Source organism: Thioalkalivibrio sp. XN8 (assembly GCF_011058255.1).
GTDB lineage: Bacteria > Pseudomonadota > Gammaproteobacteria > Steroidobacterales > XN24 > XN24.
The window spans coordinates 147,082-164,254 of record NZ_JAALFH010000065.1 but is presented as its reverse complement, the minus strand read 5'-3'; the positions used below and the strand labels follow the sequence as shown (position 1 = coordinate 164,254).

Sequence of the window (17,173 nt, the reverse complement as noted above, 5' to 3'; positions counted from 1 at the left end):
CTCCTGATGCACACCGGTCTGCATCCGGCCCTTGCGGCAGCCCCACTGGTCAGCCTCGAGCAACTTGAACATCGAGCCTGGACCGGCCGGAGCTAAGCTTCCGCTGGGCGAAATATACGATCAGGAGATCACGCTTACTTATGTCATTCGATTCTCTCGGCCTCCAGGCCGAGCTTCTTCGTGCAGTCGGCGAAGAAGGTTACACCGCCCCGACTCCCATCCAGTGCCAGGCGATCCCGGTCGTCCTCGAAGGCCGTGACGTGCTTGCGGGCGCCCAGACGGGCACCGGCAAGACCGCCGCCTTCACCCTGCCGATGTTGCAGCGCCTCGCTGCCCAACGGGTCGAGGGCCGCCGCCGGATTCGCGTCCTCGTGCTGGTGCCGACCCGCGAGCTCGCGGCCCAGGTGGCCGGCGATATCGAGACCTATGGCCGCTACCTGCCGCAGCTGAAGGCGGCGGTGATTTTCGGCGGCGTCAGCATCAACCCCCAGATTGCGACCCTGCGCCGCGGCGTGGACATCCTGGTGGCGACACCGGGCCGGTTGCTCGACCACGCGCAGCAGCGCACGGTCGACCTGTCCGCCGTGGAAATTCTCGTACTCGACGAGGCCGACCGCATGCTGGACATGGGCTTCATCCGGGACATCCGCAAGGTGATCGCCCTGTTGCCACGGCAGCGCCAGAACCTGCTGTTCTCCGCCACCTTCTCTGACGAGATCCGCGCCCTTGCGGGTGGCCTGCTCTCCGAGCCGGTGCAGATCGAAGTCGCGCGGCGCAACACGCCGGCCGAGCTGGTCACCCAGGTGGTGCACCCGGTCGATCGCGGCCGCAAGCGCGAGCTGTTGTCCCGCCTGATGCAGGAGGGCGACTGGCGCCAGGTGCTGGTATTCACCCGCACCAAGCATGGCGCCAACCGCCTGGCCCAGCAGCTGGAGCGCGACGGCATCAGCGCGGCGGCGATCCACGGCAACAAGAGCCAGGGCGCCCGCACCAAGGCGCTGGCAGATTTCAAGGCGGGTGCAGTGCGCGCCCTGGTGGCGACCGAGGTCGCCGCGCGCGGGCTGGACATCGACCAGCTGCCGCACGTGGTCAACTTCGAACTGCCTCACGTGCCGGAGGACTATGTGCACCGCATCGGCCGCACGGGTCGCGCCGGCAGCGAAGGCGAGGCTGTTTCGCTGGTATGCGTGGACGAGCACAGGCTGCTGGCCGATATCGAGCGGCTGCTCGGGCGCCGGATTCCGCGCCGCGCCGTCAACGGCTTCGAGCCCGACCCGAGCATCCGGGCCGAGCCCATCGAGCAGGGCCGGCGTGGCGGCGTGGCCGCCAGGCCGCGGGCGCAGGGCGGCCGGGAACGGCACGGCCGGCGCTCACGCGGCGCCGGCGCCGGCAGACAGAGAATTTGCCCCTGAGGGCAACTCGGCAGCGGGCGCTTCGTGCGTCGGGTACCCGCAGCCGCATCATCACGACGACGCACTTTTGTATGGAATGAGCACAAACGTTATGAATATCTATGTTGGAAACCTGGCCTACAGCGTGACTGAAGACGACCTGCGGAATGCATTTTCGGAGTTCGGCACCGTCACTCGCGCCACTGTCATCACCGACAAGTTCTCGGGCCAGTCCAAGGGCTTCGGCTTCGTCGAGATGTCGGACAACTCCGAGGCTGAGGCCGCCATCCGCGGGCTGAACGACAAGCCGCTGAACGGCCGCAACGTCAAGGTCAACCAGGCCAAGCCGCGCGAAGAGCGCCCCGCTCGCAGCGGCGGCGGCGGCGGCGGCGGTCGCTGGTAAGGCGCTGACTACGCATGGGGCTTCGGTCCCGCGCAGGCAAGGGGCCCCGCAAGGGGCCCCTTTTCTTTGGCGCCGCCCGATCCGTTCCACCCGCCGGCCGAACTTGTTAAGGTTCGCACCAACTTCGCTTCCCACAGGACGCAGACATGGCAGAGCAGGACAGCGGCGCCGGCATGAACGCCGCGGATCTTTACAGTGAAGAGATGTTTACCGACCGGCGGGTCGGCACTATCCAGCGGTTGACCCCGGTGACGGCCGCGGGCGAGCCCGACAGCAGCCGGTCAGTGCTGTATGTCGGCCAGGCCCAGGTGATGACCCCGGCCGGCGCCTTGCCGCTGTCCTTCGAGATTCCCGCCGGCTCACTGGCGGAGGCGGTCGAAGGCTTCGGCGCGGCAGCGGAGCAGGCCGTACAGGAAACCATGCAGCGCCTGCAGGAGATGCGCCGCGAGGCGGCGGGCTCCATCATCCTGCCGGAAGCCGGCGGAGCACAGGTCCCTCCGGGCGTGGCGGGCGGCCCCGGCGGCGGCAAGATCCGGATGCCTTGAGCCGCCCAGCATGACCTACTGCGTTGCCCTGGCGGTCGAGCGCGGACTGGTGTTCGCCTCGGACTCGCGTACCAACGCGGGTCCGGACCAGGTCAGCGTGTTCGGCAAGATGCACGTGCTGCTCGAGGCGGCGGACCGGTTCTTCGTGCTGCTGTCGGCCGGCAACCTGGGCACCACCCAGGCCGTCCGGACCCGGATTCGGCACGACCTGGAGTTCGACCGCCGCCCCAACTTGCGCACGGTCCAGAGCATGGCCGAGGCGGCCGAGTATCTGGGCGGCATCAATGCCGAGCAGGGGCGCAAGCATGCCGAGGGCGGTGAGCCGGATACGGCGATGACCGCCACCTTCATCCTCGGCGGCCAGATCCGCGGCCGCGCGCCGGGGATCTTCCTGGTCTATTCGGAAGGCAACTACATCCGCGCCTCGAGCCAGACACCCTTCCTGCAGATCGGTGAGCTGAAATACGGCAAGCCGATCCTCGATCGCCTGGTCAAGCCGGACCTTGAGCTGGATGACGCGGCCCGGGTGATGCTGCTGTCGATGGACGCCACCATGCGCAGCAACGTCACCGTGGGTCCCCCGATCGAGGTGCTGATCTACGACCCGGCGCGCCCGCAGCTGGTGCGCCACATGATCTTCGGCCCCGACGACGACTACCTGCGCGAACTCGGGCGCGCCTGGCAGGGCTACGTGGAGAAGGCCTTCAGCGTGCTGCCGCCGCTGCCGCCGCGTCCGGCCGAGCTGCTGCGAGTCGTTGATGAATGAAGCCCAGCTTGGCGCGCACCGGCGGCGTAATGACGAAGGGATAGGGATCGTCCAGGCCGAGTGAGCGCGCCATCTCGTTCAGGCTCACAGCGCCGGGAATCCACAGCCCCAGCTCCGCTTCCCAGTCGTCCGAGGCCGGCTCGCGGATCAGTCCCGTGGCGCGCGCCGTTTCCAGCGCGTCACTGATGTGCAGGTAATGCGCCCAGGTTTCGGCCCAGTCTTCCATCGGATGGGCGGAGGCATAGGGACTGATGCAGCGGCCGTTCCAGCTCGGGTCGGGACCCTCGGCGTGGTAGCGCGCCAGCGCGGCGTCGTAGTCGAGGCGCTCGTCGCCGAACAGCTCCCGGTAGGCGTCGCGGGCAGATCCCGGCGGCACCAGCATGGGCTCATAATAGTGTCCGCTCTCGTGACGGAAATGTCCCAGCAGCGTGCGGTAGCGCTCGGCCATCTGCTCCCGCACCACGTGGCGCGCCACGTCGTCCGCCTCCAGCAGGTTGATGGTGATGATGCCGGCGCGATGCCCCGTCATGACCAGCGACTCGGCGACGTCCGGGTTGCTCCGCTGGTCCTCGAGGAACTCGAAGCGCAGCGGCGGCCGCCCGTCGCCGGTCTCGCGCGGCAGGCCCAGGTTGATCAGGCTGTAGACGAGCCGGCGCTTGGCCTGCTCGGTCCGGCGCCACAGCCGCAGGTTGTGCTCCGTGCCGAGGTTCGGAATCGTCCGGTTGAGGCGGCAGGCCGCACAGAAGTCGAGCGGGTCGCCGGCCGGCAGCAGCCAGTTGCAGGCGCGGTGCTCGAGGCGGTTGCGGCAGGGCTTCCAGGCGCGGCCGTCCGGGGCGAGAAAAAGCTCCTGCGGCGGCCGCCGCGCCAGAAACACGGCGGGGCCGGGGGCATAGCCCAGCTCCGCCCCGCAGCCGGTACAGCTGTAGTCGTCGAAGAAGACCGTGAGGCCGCAGGCGCAGCGGAAACGTTTCATCCTCAGGCCTCCGGGAGAAACCAGGCGGCCGCCACCTGGGCATGCACGGCCGCGAGCTCCAGCTGCAGGTCGTCCATCAGCTGGTGGAGCAGCGCCTCGTTGAACTCCTCAGGGAGCTGCTCGTTGACGATGCGCTGCAGCCTGAGCAGGGCCCGCAAGGGGGCTTCATGGTTCGGCAGCAGCGCGGTGCTGGCCTCCAGCTCCAGCAGGCAGTGGGCGACGGCGCGGGGGAACAGCGGGTCGTGCAGCAGGAAGCGCACGACGTCCTGGTCGCGGATCCGGCGCCGCACGTACTGGCGGTACATCTGGTAGCCGGAGAGGGACTTGAGCACCGCCATCCAAAGGGTATTGTCGGGCCGCGCCTCGGCCGCATGCGCACCCATCAGCGCGGCGGCGGCGACGTCGATGATCCGGGTCGTCATGTCGGCCCGTTCCAGGTTCCGCCCGAGGCGAATGAAATGGTAGGCGTCGCCGTGGCTCATGGTGCCGGACAGCAGGCCGGTGAGCTGCTGGGCCTGGCGCACGATGCCGGACAGTACCTCGTGCCGCCGGCGCGGCGAGGCCATTTTCGGCAATTCGCGCCGCCCGTAGAGATAGAGCTCGTTCACGGCGCGCCACGCTTCGGTGGGGCAGAGGTCGCGCGTGGTGCGAAAGTTCTCCCGGGCATTTTCCAGCGAGGCGATGATCGAGCTGGGATTGGCCGCGTCAGCCGCCAGGAACCGGAGCGTCTCACGTTCGCCGCCGCCGGCGAAACGCTCGTTGAAGAGCCGGCGGGCCCCGCAGATGTCCACCAGCAGCGGCCAGCCCACGCCGGCCTCGCGCGGCAGGTCCATCAGCGCAGCGTCGTAGACGCGGACCAGGCGGGCCGCATTCTCCGCGCGCTCGACATAGCGGGCGCCCCAGTACATGCGTTCGGCGACGCGCGACAGCATCCTCAGGCCTCCCCGTCCTCGACCACCCAGGTGTCCTTGCTGCCGCCGCCCTGGCTGCTATTGACCACCAGCGAGCCCTTGACCAGGGCCACGCGTGTCAGGCCGCCCGCCGTGACCGCGCTGCGGTCGCCCTGCAGGCTGAAGGGCCGGAGGTCGAGATGGCGCGGCTCGAGGCGGTTCTTGACCAGGGTCGGGGCGGTGGACAGCTGCAGCACCGGCTGGGCGACGTAGTTGCGCGGCTTGCGTTTCACCAGGCGGCGGAACTTCTCGATTTCCTGGCGGCTCGCGGCCGGACCGATCAGCATGCCGTAGCCACCGGATTCGTTGACCGGCTTCACCACCAGTTCCTCCATGTGCTCCAGTACGTACCGGCACTCGTCGGGCCGGACACAGGCGTGGGTCGGCACGTTGGGCAGGATCGGCTCCTCGTCCAGGTAATAGCGGATGATGTCGGGCACGAAGGCGTACACCAGCTTGTCGTCGGCCACGCCTGCCCCCGGGGCGTTCGCGATGGCGACGTTGCCGGCGCGCCAGGCGCGCATCAGCCCCGGCACGCCGAGCATGGAGTCCGGGCGGAACACCTCGGGATCCAGGAAGGTGTCGTTCACGCGCCGGTAGATGACGTCGACGCGCTCCAGGCCGGCGATGGTGCGCATGTAGACGCAGTCGTCTTCCGCCACCACCAGGTCCCCGCCTTCGACCAGCTCGGCGCCCATGGCCTGGGCCAGGTAGGCGTGCTCGAAATAGGCCGAGTTGTAGATTCCCGGCGTGAGCACCACGACCTCCGGGTAGTCGAGGGGGCGCGGCGACAGCGAGGCCAGCGTGTCGAACAGCTGGGAGGGGTAGTCGTCCACCGGCAGGATCCGCTGGTGGGCGAACAGCTCGGGGAACACCTGCTTGGTGACGATGCGGTTCTCCAGCATGTAGGAGACGCCCGACGGGACCCGGAGGTTGTCCTCGAGCACGTAGACCGTGCCGTCCGCGTCCCGCACCAGGTCGCTGCCGCAGACGTGCGCCCACACGCCGTGGGCCGGGCGAAAGCCGCTGCATTCCCGCAGGAAGTTGCTGGAAGTCTCGATGAGCTCGCGCGGGAAGCGGCCGTCGGCGAGGATGCGCTGCTCGTTGTAGATGTCGTCGATGAACAGGTTCAGCGCCGTCAGCCGCTGCTTCAGGCCGGCCTCGATGCCGCGCCATTCGCTGGCGGCGATCACGCGCGGAATGATGTCGAAGGGCCAGGCGCGGTCGATGTTCTGGCCTTCGCTGTAGACCGTGAAGGTGATGCCCATCTCGACGATGGCGCGCTCGGCCGCGGCCTGGCGCAGCCCGAGCTGCTTCGCCGTCAGGGCAGCCAGGTGGCGGGTCAGCCGGCGCGCATGCGGCCGCGGGCGGCCCGGGCCGCTCAGCAGCTCGTCCCAGGCCCCGCCCGGGTCATACTCGCTCCAGCTGATTTTCATCGACGGACTCCGCCTCGGCGCCTCGCGTGCCAAGCATAGCAGGGCCGCGCGAGCCCTCAGCGCGCCCGCTCAGTCCTCCAGCGCGAAGCCGACGTCGGCATGGGCCGGCAGGCGCTCGAGCAGCAGGTCGCCGAAGGCCGTGGCCGGCGTCCATGAGCCGCCGGCTACCGGCAGGTCTTCCAGCGCGAGGCAGATGGCCGCCTCGCCCAGCATCCGCGCGGTGGCGCCGTAGCCGGGGTCGCGCCGGCCCGTTACCCGGGCCACGAGACGGCGGCCGGGCGCCGCGGGATTCCGGCCGACCAGCCGGAGCTCGAAGTTCCCCGCCTCGCGCGCCGCCTCGTCCGGGCCCTCGCCGGGCTGCGGCAGCAGCAGGCGGTTCATGACCGTGCGCGCCGGGCCGATGGAGCCGGCAGCCACGAAGGCGCCAAGCGCGGCCGTGATCGCGGTGGCCCGGGCGAGACCGGGCAGGCCCGGACCCGTGCTGACCGATTCGGCGTAGCGGAAGCGCTTGCCCCAGGGCCAGCCCAGCAGGGCATGAGTCCGCCGCACGATGCGCGTGTTGACCGAGGCCATGACGAACGGCGCGGTCCAGCAGTCCGCGTCGGCGTCCTTCAGCGGCGTGGACTGGTCGCGCCCGTCCGGCCCCTTGCGCTCGCCGGGCGGATTCAGGCCGTAAGGATGGCCCATGGCCTTGCGGTCGGCGGGGTCCTTGCGGGCCGCGTCGAGCGCGTTGAGGATGCTCGCGACCGTGCCGCCGCTGAAGGCGCCCTTCATTCGCGTGACGAACAGCTTGACCGAGCCGCAGGGCTGCCCGTAGCGCGCCAGCGCTTCCCGCTGGAGGAAGAAACAGCCCAGGTCCGAGGGAATGGAGTCGAAGCCGCAGGCATGCACCAGGCGCGCCCCCGTTTCCCGCGCGCGCGCCTCGTGCGCATCGATCATCCGGCGCATCCAGTGCACCTCGCCGGTGAGGTCGCAGTAATGGGTGCCCTGGTCGGCGCAGGCGGCCACCAGCTCGGAGCCGTACAACGCGTAGGGCCCGACCGTGCTGCACACGGCCCGGGTCCGGCGCGCCAGTTCCGCCAGCGCCCGCGGGTCATGGCTGTCGCCCAGCACGATCGGCACCCGGGAGGCGCCGAGCTCGTCGAGGATGGCCGCCAGCTTGCCCGCGTTGCGCCCGGCCACGGCCCAGCGCAGCGGCAGTCCCGCCGCGGTCCGGCGCAGCAGGTGCTCGGCCACCAGCCGGCCGGTGAAGCCGCTGGCGCCCCAGAGAATCAGGTCGAATTCACGCGTTTGCATCAGGCTGGCTGCTCTGGTGGGCGAGGTTTGCGGGGAGGTGCCCAAAGATAACGCAATCCGCCGGGCGTCGGGCGGGTGGCAGGTCCGGTCCCCAAGTTCGATAATCATCCCGGAGCCCGATCGAACCGGAGAGACGAGATGAAAACGCGCGCAGCCGTGGCCTTTGCGGCCGGTCAACCCCTGTCCATCGAGACCGTCGACCTCGATGGCCCGCGCGCGGGCGAGGTGCTGGTGGAGGTCCGCGCCACCGGCATCTGCCATACCGATGCCTTCACGCTGTCCGGCGACGACCCGGAGGGCGCCTTCCCGGCCATTCTCGGCCACGAGGGCGCCGGCGTGGTGGTCGATGTCGGTCCCGGCGTCAGGTCGGTGCAGCCAGGCGACCATGTCATCCCGCTGTACACCCCCGAGTGTCGCGAGTGCGACTTCTGCCTCAACCCCAAGACCAACCTCTGCCAGGCGATCCGCGCCACGCAGGGCCAGGGTGTCATGCCCGACGGCACCAGCCGCTTTTCGCTCGACGGCAAGCCGCTGCTGCACTACATGGGCTGCTCGACCTTCTCCAACTACACCGTGCTGCCGGAAATCGCCGTGGCAAAGATCCGTCCCGACGCACCCTTCGACAAGGTCTGCTACATCGGCTGCGGCGTAACGACCGGGATCGGCGCCGTGGTGTTCACGGCAAAGGTGGAGCCCGGCTCGACGGTCGCGGTGTTCGGCCTCGGCGGCATCGGCCTGAACGTGGTGCAGGGGGCGCGCCTGGTCGGGGCCGATCGCATCATCGGCGTGGACCTGAACCCGGCCAAGGCGGAGCTCGCGCGCAAGTTCGGCATGACCGACTTCGTCAACGCCGCCGAGGTGGACGACATCGTCGGCGAGATCGTGGCGCTGACGGCCGGCGGCGTGGACTACAGCTTCGAGTGCATCGGCAACGTGCAGGTCATGCGCCAGGCCCTGGAGTGCTGCCACAAGGGCTGGGGCACCAGCGTGATCATCGGCGTGGCCGGAGCGGGCCAGGAGATCGCCACGCGGCCCTTCCAGCTGGTGACCGGGCGCAACTGGCGCGGCAGTGCCTTCGGCGGCGCACGCGGCCGGACCGACGTGCCGAAGATCGTCGACTGGTACATGGACGGGAAGATCAACATCGACGACCTGATCACGCACACCATGCCGCTGGAGGAGATCAACACCGCCTTCGACCTGATGCACGAGGGCCGGAGCATCCGTTCCGTGGTGCTTTACTGATGACCGCGCCCCAGCTGTTGTCCGAGCACCGCAGCTTCGGCGGCGCCGTCGGTTATTACCGCCACGCCGCGACGAGCACCGGCTGTGACATGCGCTTCGCCGTCTACACGCCGCCGGCCGCCGCGCACGGCCCGGTCCCGGTGCTCACCTGGCTGTCCGGCCTGACCTGCACCGAGGAGACCTTCATGATCAAGGCGGGCGCCCAGCGGGTCGCCGCCGAGCTGGGGCTGATGCTGGTCGCGCCGGACACCAGCCCGCGCGGCGAGGGCGTGCCCGACGCGGCTGACGGGGCCTGGGACCTCGGGCAGGGGGCCGGCTTCTACCTCGACGCCACGGAGGCGCCGTGGTCGCGGCACTACCGCATGCACGAGTACGTCACGGCCGAGCTGCCCGCGCTCCTCGCCGAGCACTTCCCCGCCGACCTGTCGCGCCGGGGCATTTTCGGCCATTCCATGGGCGGGCACGGGGCGCTGGTGCTCGGGCTGCGTCATCCCGCGACTTACGCCTCGATCTCCGCCTTTGCCCCGATCGCCGCCCCGATGCGCTGCCCCTGGGGCCAGAAAGCGTTCAATGCCTATCTCGGCGCCGACACCGCGAGCTGGGGCCTGTGGGACGCGACCCGCTTGCTCGAGGCCGGCGGCAGCCGGGCGGACCGGCCCCCGATCCTGGTCGACCAGGGGATGGACGACCAGTTCCTGGCCGAGCAGCTCTACCCCGAGGCGCTGGAGGCGGCCTGCCGGAAAGCGGGCCAGGCGCTCGAGCTGCGCCGGCACGAGGGCTACGACCACGGCTATTTCTTCATTGCCACCTTCATCGAGGACCACCTGCGCCATCACGCCGCGGTCCTGGGGGCCGCATGAGTGTCTCCGACCGCGAGCGCTGGGAGGCCCGCTACGGCCGCGAGGGGCTGGTGATGGGTGAGCGCGTCAAGCCGCTGGTGTGCGAACTCGAGCCGGTCCTGCCGCGCCGCGGGCGCGCCCTGGACATCGCTTGCGGCGAGGGCCAGCTGGCGGTCTGGCTGGCCCGGCGCGGCCTGGAGGTGACGGCCGTCGATATTTCGCCTTCGGGCCTGGCGAAGCTGCGGGCCCAGGCCGAGGCGGCCGAAGTCGCCGACCGCGTCACCGGCATCGAGGCCGACCTGGACCGGGGCCTGCCGGCGCTCGCGCCCGGCTTCGACCTGGTCACCTGCATCGACTTCTACTCGCCGGCGGTCATCGCGCAGGCGCGCGAGCTGCTCGCGCCGGGCGGGTTGCTGCTGGTGCAGGTGGTGCTCGAACGCACCGAGGCTGAGGCGCGCTGCAAGGCGCAACGTTTCGCCGGCGCTGGTGGGGACTGTCCCGGGGACAGTCCCCATCGGGCCGCGTCAGGCGAAGCACTGGGTTTCGCGGCCGGGCTGCGGCTGCAGTTCTGGCGCGAGGGCATGATCGGCGGCCGCGCCCTGGCCCAGCTGCTGGCGCAGCGGGAACCGGCGGGCCGCCTCGCTTTCAGCGCTTGAGCGTCAGCGTGTAACGATCAGCGGGTCAGGACCAGCTTGCCGTCGCTGGTGAGTTTCAGCAGGTACTCGTCAGCGCCGTGCACTATCACGACCTGGTGGTCCCCGCCGAGGACGACCCTGCTCGGGATGCGGGCCGGGCGGGCGGAAAGGCGATTGACCACGCCCTGGGCTGCCGCAGCGCGGGGCTCGGGTGATTGCTTGTTCATCAGGTAGCACCTGCGGCCCGATTCTCTGGTCGTTCACTTTGGCGGTCCGCAGGGAGACCGGCAATCGGGGATTGCCGCAGGGGGCGCGCTCCCGGTCAGGGCGTGGCCGCAACCGCGGCGGTCAGCGAGTTCCACTGGGCCCGCAGGGCGCGGTGCAGCGCCAGCTGGCCGCGGGCCCGGGCCAGGTTGTGCTCGCCCCGGGCCGGGAACCGCGCCGGGTTCCAGCCGAAATAGGACTCGTTGAGGCTGTCCGCGCAAAAACGGGCCGCCAGCTCGACCTGGATCGCGGCCGTCGCCGGCAGCACGGCGTCGCGCTCGGCCCCGGTCCACCAGCCCGCGGCCTCTGCCGCATAGCCCGCGAACGCGGCCCCAAACCGCGCGGCACAGAACTGCCCCTCGGGCTCGTCTTCGCCGCTGACGCTGCACCAGGACCGCATCGCGTCACCCAGCTCGAAGGGCAGCGGCATCGCGCCGAGGGTGTCCAGGTCGAGCATGCACAGGGCCTCTGGCCGGTCGGTCGCGAATACCACGTTGCTGATCTTCGGGTCGCCATGGACGATCCGCGCGGGGGTCGGGGGCAGGGCGGGCAGCGCATCCGCCGCGGCGAAGATCTGCGCCGCGAGCGTGCGGGCCGCATCGTACAGCCGGTGCTCCGGGTGGGCGGCCAGCGCCGCGGCCAGTGCAGCCAGGTGGCGTGCCGGCTCGTGCACGGGCGGACGCCGGTGGCGGAAGTCGTGCTCCAGGTCGTCCAGGGCCCGGTGAAAGCGGGCCAGCAGCCGGCCTGCGCTGGCCGCCTCGGCCGGGGACCCGACGGCGTCGAGCACACGGCCGGGAATGTAGGTCATGGCGCGCCAGCCGCCGCCGGCGCCGGGCACCGACAGCCGGCCGTCCCGGGTCCGCAGCAGGCGTGGCGTGAGCAGCCCGCGTGCGGCCAGGTGGGCCGTCACCGCTTCGATGTCCTCGTTGACCGTGTCCGGGAACATGGGATTGAGCTGCTGCAGCACCCGCGGAGTGCCATCCGCCGTCCGGGCCAGGAAGGTCCGGTTGATCAGCCCCGTGCCGAGCGGGCGCAACGTGGCCGGGTCCAGGGCCCAGGCGGCCGGGACGGCGGGATCGATGTCGGTCAGCGGGTCCACGCCGCCATCGTCCGCGTCCGGCCACGTCCGGGCAAGCCCCTGCCTCGTTGCGGCGCAACACCGCCTGTCGTAGTCTCGCTCAGGTCATGAGCACTCACGTCAGCGCGGTCCACAAGTTCGGCGGCACCAGTCTCGCCGGCGTGCCGGAGTTCCGGCGCGTGGGGGCCATCCTGGCCGGGCTCGAGACCAACCCCGCGGTCGCGGTGGTATCCGCCCCGGCCGGCGTGACCGACGCCCTGCACGCCCTGGTGCAGGCCGCCGAGCAGCGTGACGACTGGCCGGTCGCGCTGGCGTCGATCATGGCGCGCTGCGCCGGTCTGGCGACTGCGCTCCTGAGCGGCGAGCGGCAGGCCGAATGCCTGGCGGCGCTGGAGCGGGACCGGACGGACCTGCACGACGTGCTCAAGGCCACCGCCCTGATCGGGCGCGCGCCGCCCGAGGTATACGCGCTGGTGGCCGGCCACGGCGAGCTCTGGTCCGCCCGGCTGCTCGCCGCCACCCTGGCCGAGCAGGGCGTGGAGGCGGACTGGTTCGATGCCCGCGACGCGCTCACCGTGGTCGATAGCGAGCTGGGCCCGACCGTGTCCTGGGAACCCACGCGCGCCCGTTTCGACGCCGCCTGGACGCCGCCGCCGGCGGTGCGCGTGGTGACGGGCTACATCGCCCGCGATCCGCACGGGGCGCCGACCACCCTCGGGCGCAATGGCAGCGACTTCACGGCCTCGATTTTCGCCGCCCTGGTGGACGCCGAGGAGGTGGTGATCTGGACCGACGTGGACGGAGTGATGAGCGGTGACCCGCGCCGGATCCCGGACGTGGCGGTGATCCCGGAGCTGTCCTGGCACGAGGCGATGGAACTGGCGTATTTCGGGGCCAAGGTGCTGCACCCGCGGACCATGGCGCCGCTGGTCGCGCGCGAGATCCCGGTCTGGATCCGCAACACGGCGCACCCGGACGGCCTCGGCACGCGCATCGGCGAAGTGGGCGAGGACGGGGGCGTCAAGGGCGTCACCACCATCGAGGGGATGGCGCTGCTGAATCTCGAGGGCGCGGGCCTCATCGGCGTGCCGGGCACGGCCAGCCGCCTGTTCGAGTCGCTGCGCGGCGCGGGCATCTCGGTGGTGCTGATCTCCCAGGGCAGCTCCGAGCATTCCATCTGCTGCGCCGTGCCGCAGGCCGACGCGCTCCGCGCGCGCGCCGCGGTGGCCCAGGCCTTCGCCGCCGAGATGCGCGCTGGCCAGGTCGAGGGGGTGGAGCTGGTGCACGACTGCAGCATCCTTGCGGTGGTGGGCGAGGGCATGCGCGGGCTGCCCGGCGTGGCGGCGAAGCTGTTCGGCGCGCTGGGCCGGACCGGCGTGAACGTGCGCGCCATCGCGCAGGGCGCCTCGGAAAGAAATATCTCGGCCGTGATCCCGAGCGACGACGCCGACCGGGCGCTGCGCGCGGTGCACGCGGCCTTCTATCTTTCGCCGCAGGCCGTCTCCATCGGCGTGGTCGGGCCGGGCGGCGTCGGCGCCCACCTGCTGGACCAGCTCGCCGGCGAGATTCCGCGCCTCGCCGCCGAGTCGCGCCTCGACCTGCGGGTACGGGCCATCGCTGCCTCCCGGCGGATGGTGCTGGCGCCGCGGGCCGTGGCGCTCGATAGCTGGCGCGAGGCGCTGGCCGGCGGCGTCGAAACCGAGCTCGACGCCTTCACCCGGCACGTCCAGGCGGAGCACCTGCCGCACGCCGTGATCATCGACTGCAGCGGCCACGCGGCCGTGGCGGCCCGTTACGCGGACTGGCTGGCCCGCGGCATCCACATCATCACCCCCAGCAAGCTGGCGGCTTCGGGCCCGCTGGCGGACTGGCGCCGGCTGCAGGAAGTGCGCCGGGCGGCGGGCGTGCGCTATCTCGGCGAGACCACCGTCGGTGCCGGCCTGCCGATCATCCAGACGCTGCGCGACCTGCGCCAGACCGGCGACGAGATCATCGCCATCGAGGGCATCCTGTCCGGCACCCTGGCCTTCCTGTTCAACGGCTACGACGGCAGCCGGCCGTTCTCGGCCATCGTGCGCGAGGCCAACGAGCTCGGCTTCACCGAGCCGGACCCGCGCGACGACCTGTCGGGCAGGGACGTGGCCCGCAAGCTGGTCATCCTGGCGCGCGAGATGGGCCTGGAGATCGGCCTGGAGCAGGTCGAGGTGGAGAGCCTGGTGCCGGCGGAGCTGCGAGACGTCAGCATCGAGGACTTCCTGTCCCGCCTGGCCGAGTGGGACGACCGGATGCTGGCCCGGCTCGAGGCGGCCCGGGCGCGGGGGCGGGTGCTGCGGCACGTGGCGCGGCTGGACGGTGCGACGGGACGGGCCTCCGTCGGGCTGGAGGAGTTCCCGGCCGACCATGCTTTCGCCCACGCGCGGCTGACCGACAACATCATCCAGTTCGTCACCCGGCGCTATCGCGACAACCCGCTGGTGGTCCAGGGTCCCGGCGCCGGGCCGGCGGTCACCGCGGCCGGCGTGTTCGCCGACCTGCTGCGCCTGTCGTCCTATCTCGGCGCCGACGTCTGATGCAGTACTTCAGCACGCGCGGGAAGGCGCCGCCCGTTGGAGCCGGGACCGCCATGCTGGCAGGCCTCGCCCCGGACGGCGGCCTGTACGTGCCGGAGCGTTTCCCCGTGCTGGCGCCGGACGCCTTCCAGCCGGATGCCGCGTTCGCGGCGACCGCCGCCACCCTGCTGGCGCCGTTCTTCGCGGACGACCTGCTGGCCGGCGCGCTCGAGGCGGTCTGCGCCGAGGCGCTGGACTTCCCGCTGCCGCTGGCTGCTGCCGATGGTTTCCGGGTGCTGGAGCTCTTCCACGGTCCGACCGCCGCTTTCAAGGACGTCGGGGCGCGGTTCCTGGCCGCCTGCCTGGCGCGATTGCCGCGCGAGGGGGAGCGCACCGTGCTGGTGGCCACGTCCGGCGACACCGGCGGCGCCGTGGCGGCGGCCTTCGACGGGCGCCCCGGCTTCCGGGTGGTGCTGCTGTATCCCCGCGGCCGGGTTTCGGCCCGGCAGGAAGCGCAACTGACGTGCTGGGGCCACAACGTGCTCAGCCTGCGCGTCGACGGCGACTTCGACGACTGCCAGCGCATGGTGAAGGAAGCGTTTGCGGACCCCGCCCTGCGCGCCCGGGCCGGGCTTACCTCCGCCAACAGCATCAGCATCGGGCGGCTCCTGCCGCAGGCGGCGTACTACGCCTGGGCCGGCCTCCGCCTTTGGCGCGAGACCGGCATGGCGCCGGGATTCGTTATTCCCAGCGGCAATCTCGGCAACTCGCTCGCCTGCCTCTGGGCGCGGCGCTGCGGCCTGCCGATCGGCCCCGTGGTGCTGGCCACCAACGCCAACGAGACCGTCGGCGAGTTCTTCGCCGGCGGGCCGTGGACCCCGCGCGCGACCGTGCACACGCTGGCCAGCGCCATGGATGTCGGCAACCCGAGCAACATGGAGCGGCTGCTGCACATGACGGGCTCGCCCGAGGCGGCGCGCGGCGAGGCGAGTGCGGTCCGGGTGAGCGACGAGGAGATCCGGGCGGCGATCCGGCGCGGGCCGGAGCGCTACGGCCAGGCCTGGTGCCCGCACACCGCCACGGCCGTCCATGCCTGGGAGTCGCTGGGCGCAGCGGCGGCCGAGCGGCCATGGGTCGTGGTGGCGACGGCCCACCCGGCCAAGTTCGAGGACGTCGTGGAACCGCTGGTCGGCGCCCAGGTGCCGATGCCGCCGGCGCTCGCCGGGCTCATGGCCAGGCCGCGGCACTGCGTCGATATCGGGCCGCAGGCACACGAGCTCGCCGGGCTGCTGGCCGGAGTCTCCGCCTGACGCTCGATGGTGTACACTGGCAGCCCAATAATTCGATTTTACTGGAAATATGGAAACGACCAACGCAGTGCAAATACTCGGGGCGCTGGCGCACGAGCATCGCCTCGGTGTCTTCCGCCTGCTGGTGGCGGCGGGCGGCGAAGGCGCGAATGCCGGCGAGATCGCCCAGGCGCTCGGACTGCCGCCCTCGAGCCTGTCCTTTCACCTCGCGGCGCTGGAGGCCGCCGGGCTGGTGCGCGCCACGCGTGACGGCCGCTTCATTCGCTACTGCGTCGAGCCGGCCACCGTCAGGGACCTGCTCGGCTACCTGACCGAAGAATGCTGCGCCGGGCGGCCCGAGCTGTGCGGGCTCGCCGGCGCCAGGCGGCCGGTGGCCGAGCAGGAGGCGCAGGCATGACCGAGCACGTGGCGCGCCGGATGTCGCTGCTGGACCGCTTCCTGACGGTGTGGATTTTCGCCGCCATGGCCGCGGGCGTCGCGCTGGGCTCGGCATGGCCCGGCGTCCAGGGGCTGCTGGACCGGCTCAGTGTCGGCACGACCAGCATCCCCATCGCGATCGGCCTGATCCTGATGATGTACCCGCCGCTGGCGAAGGTGCGCTACGAGGAGATGGGACGGGTCTTCCGCGACTGGAAGGTGCTGGCGCTGTCGCTGGTGCAGAACTGGCTGGTGGGGCCGGTGCTGATGTTCCTGCTGGCGGTGCTGTTTCTTTCGGGTTACCCGGAGCTGATGGTCGGGCTGATCCTGGTCGGCATCGCGCGCTGCATCGCCATGGTGCTGGTGTGGAACCAGCTGGCCCACGGCAGCAGCGAATACGCCGCCGGCCTGGTCGCGCTCAACAGCGTGTTCCAGGTCCTGACCTTCGGCTTCATGGCCTGGCTGTTCATCACCGTCATGCCGGGCTGGCTCGGCCTCGACCTGTCCGGGGTGACCGGCGCGGGCGGCAAGACGGTCGCGGACATCACCATCGGCGAAATCTTCCGCAGCGTCATGATCTATCTCGGCATTCCGTTTGCCGCCGGCATCCTCAGCCGCGTGATCCTGCTTCCTCTCAAGGGACGCGAGTGGTACGAGCAGGTCTTCATCCCGCGCATCTCCCCGCTCACGCTGGTGGCCCTGCTGTTCACCATCGTGGTGATGTTCAGCCTCAAGGGCGACCAGATCCTGCAGTTCCCGGCCAAGGTGCTGCTGGTGGCCCTGCCGCTGACGATCTACTTCGTGCTGATGTTCCTGGTCAGCTTCTTCATGGCGAAACGGATCGGCGCCGACTACAGCCGCAGCGCGACGCTCGCGTTCACCGCCTCGGGCAACAACTTCGAGCTGGCCATCGCCGTGGCCATCGCGATCTTCGGCATCGCCTCCGACGTCGCTTTCGCGACCGTGATCGGGCCGCTGGTCGAGGTGCCCGTGCTCATCGGGCTGGTGCACGTCTCGCTGTGGCTGCGCCGCAAGTTCTTCGCCGCAGCCGGGGCGGCAGCGGGCTGACCGCCCGG

17 protein-coding genes are annotated in these 17,173 nt (G+C 70.9%); 11 read left to right on the top strand and 6 right to left on the bottom strand.

Annotated features, from left to right (window positions below; genetic code table 11):
* The first annotated feature begins 140 nt into the window (after positions 1-140).
* The 4 genes from G6N75_RS10890 (at position 141) to G6N75_RS10875 (ending at position 3,105) form a co-directional block, all read left to right on the top strand.
* Entirely contained in the window at positions 141-1,412 is a 1,272-nt protein-coding gene (locus tag G6N75_RS10890; RefSeq protein ID WP_165348384.1) for a DEAD/DEAH box helicase, read from the top strand.
* 91 nt (positions 1,413-1,503) lie between these two features.
* A complete protein-coding gene (locus tag G6N75_RS10885; RefSeq protein ID WP_165348383.1) occupies positions 1,504-1,794 on the top strand; it encodes an RNA-binding protein in 291 nt (96 codons plus the stop codon).
* A 146-nt stretch (positions 1,795-1,940) separates the two neighbouring features.
* A complete protein-coding gene (locus G6N75_RS10880) occupies positions 1,941-2,339 on the top strand; it encodes a hypothetical protein (RefSeq protein ID WP_165348382.1) in 399 nt (132 codons plus the stop codon).
* A 10-nt stretch (positions 2,340-2,349) separates the two neighbouring features.
* Positions 2,350-3,105 (top strand): peptidase, encoded by a 756-nt coding sequence (locus tag G6N75_RS10875; RefSeq protein WP_165348381.1) that lies wholly within the window; start codon positions 2,350-2,352, stop codon positions 3,103-3,105.
* Here the strand turns inward: G6N75_RS10875 and G6N75_RS10870 are convergent.
* The 4 genes from G6N75_RS10870 to G6N75_RS10855 all read right to left on the bottom strand — a co-directional run bounded on the left by G6N75_RS10870 (position 3,044) and on the right by G6N75_RS10855 (position 7,760).
* Complete coding sequence (locus G6N75_RS10870; RefSeq protein WP_165348380.1) at positions 3,044-4,078, bottom strand: putative zinc-binding metallopeptidase; 1,035 nt, start codon at positions 4,076-4,078, stop codon at positions 3,044-3,046. The genes G6N75_RS10875 and G6N75_RS10870 overlap by 62 nt on opposite strands.
* A 2-nt stretch (positions 4,079-4,080) precedes the next feature.
* The gene (locus G6N75_RS10865; RefSeq protein WP_165348379.1) at positions 4,081-5,010 is read right to left on the bottom strand and encodes an alpha-E domain-containing protein; all 930 of its coding nucleotides are present in this window, start codon (positions 5,008-5,010) and stop codon (positions 4,081-4,083) included.
* Positions 5,011-5,012: 2 nt separating this feature from the next.
* The gene (locus tag G6N75_RS10860) at positions 5,013-6,464 is read right to left on the bottom strand and encodes a circularly permuted type 2 ATP-grasp protein (RefSeq protein ID WP_165348378.1); all 1,452 of its coding nucleotides are present in this window, start codon (positions 6,462-6,464) and stop codon (positions 5,013-5,015) included.
* 69 nt (positions 6,465-6,533) lie between these two features.
* A complete protein-coding gene (locus G6N75_RS10855; RefSeq protein ID WP_165348377.1) occupies positions 6,534-7,760 on the bottom strand; it encodes a saccharopine dehydrogenase NADP-binding domain-containing protein in 1,227 nt (408 codons plus the stop codon).
* Between the two features lie 138 nt (positions 7,761-7,898).
* On the opposite strand from G6N75_RS10855, the gene G6N75_RS10850 reads away from it, so the two are divergent.
* Genes G6N75_RS10850 through G6N75_RS10840 form a run of 3 tightly spaced genes read left to right on the top strand, consistent with a single transcriptional unit; the run spans position 7,899 to position 10,500 of the window.
* Complete coding sequence (locus G6N75_RS10850) at positions 7,899-9,005, top strand: S-(hydroxymethyl)glutathione dehydrogenase/class III alcohol dehydrogenase (RefSeq protein ID WP_165348376.1); 1,107 nt, start codon at positions 7,899-7,901, stop codon at positions 9,003-9,005.
* Positions 9,005-9,865, top strand: coding sequence for an S-formylglutathione hydrolase (gene fghA / locus G6N75_RS10845; protein ID WP_165348375.1), 861 nt, complete (start codon positions 9,005-9,007; stop codon positions 9,863-9,865). Before G6N75_RS10850 ends, fghA begins: the two co-directional genes overlap by 1 nt.
* Positions 9,862-10,500 (top strand): class I SAM-dependent methyltransferase, encoded by a 639-nt coding sequence (locus G6N75_RS10840; RefSeq protein WP_165348374.1) that lies wholly within the window; start codon positions 9,862-9,864, stop codon positions 10,498-10,500. Before fghA ends, G6N75_RS10840 begins: the two co-directional genes overlap by 4 nt.
* 17 nt (positions 10,501-10,517) lie before the next feature.
* Here the strand turns inward: G6N75_RS10840 and hemP are convergent, their stop codons facing one another.
* Positions 10,518-10,706, bottom strand: coding sequence for a hemin uptake protein HemP (gene hemP / locus G6N75_RS10835; protein ID WP_165348373.1), 189 nt, complete (start codon positions 10,704-10,706; stop codon positions 10,518-10,520).
* A gap of 95 nt (positions 10,707-10,801) precedes the next feature.
* Positions 10,802-11,842, bottom strand: a complete 1,041-nt coding sequence (locus tag G6N75_RS10830) for a phosphotransferase (RefSeq protein ID WP_206203078.1) — start codon at positions 11,840-11,842, stop codon at positions 10,802-10,804.
* Between the two features lie 86 nt (positions 11,843-11,928).
* On the opposite strand from G6N75_RS10830, the gene thrA reads away from it, so the two are divergent.
* From thrA to arsB, 4 genes are read left to right on the top strand one after another with little or no spacing between them, the layout of a single operon-like run.
* Positions 11,929-14,391 carry a bifunctional aspartate kinase/homoserine dehydrogenase I gene (gene thrA, locus G6N75_RS10825; RefSeq protein WP_165348372.1) on the top strand — a complete coding sequence of 821 codons (2,463 nt, stop codon included), beginning with the start codon at positions 11,929-11,931 and terminating at the stop codon, positions 14,389-14,391.
* Entirely contained in the window at positions 14,391-15,680 is a 1,290-nt protein-coding gene (thrC, locus tag G6N75_RS10820; protein ID WP_165348371.1) for a threonine synthase, read from the top strand. Before thrA ends, thrC begins: the two co-directional genes overlap by 1 nt.
* 49 nt (positions 15,681-15,729) lie before the next feature.
* Positions 15,730-16,077 (top strand): metalloregulator ArsR/SmtB family transcription factor, encoded by a 348-nt coding sequence (locus G6N75_RS10815; RefSeq protein WP_165348370.1) that lies wholly within the window; start codon positions 15,730-15,732, stop codon positions 16,075-16,077.
* Entirely contained in the window at positions 16,074-17,165 is a 1,092-nt protein-coding gene (arsB, locus tag G6N75_RS10810) for an ACR3 family arsenite efflux transporter (RefSeq protein ID WP_165348369.1), read from the top strand. Before G6N75_RS10815 ends, arsB begins: the two co-directional genes overlap by 4 nt.
* Positions 17,166-17,173: the final 8 nt, after the last annotated feature.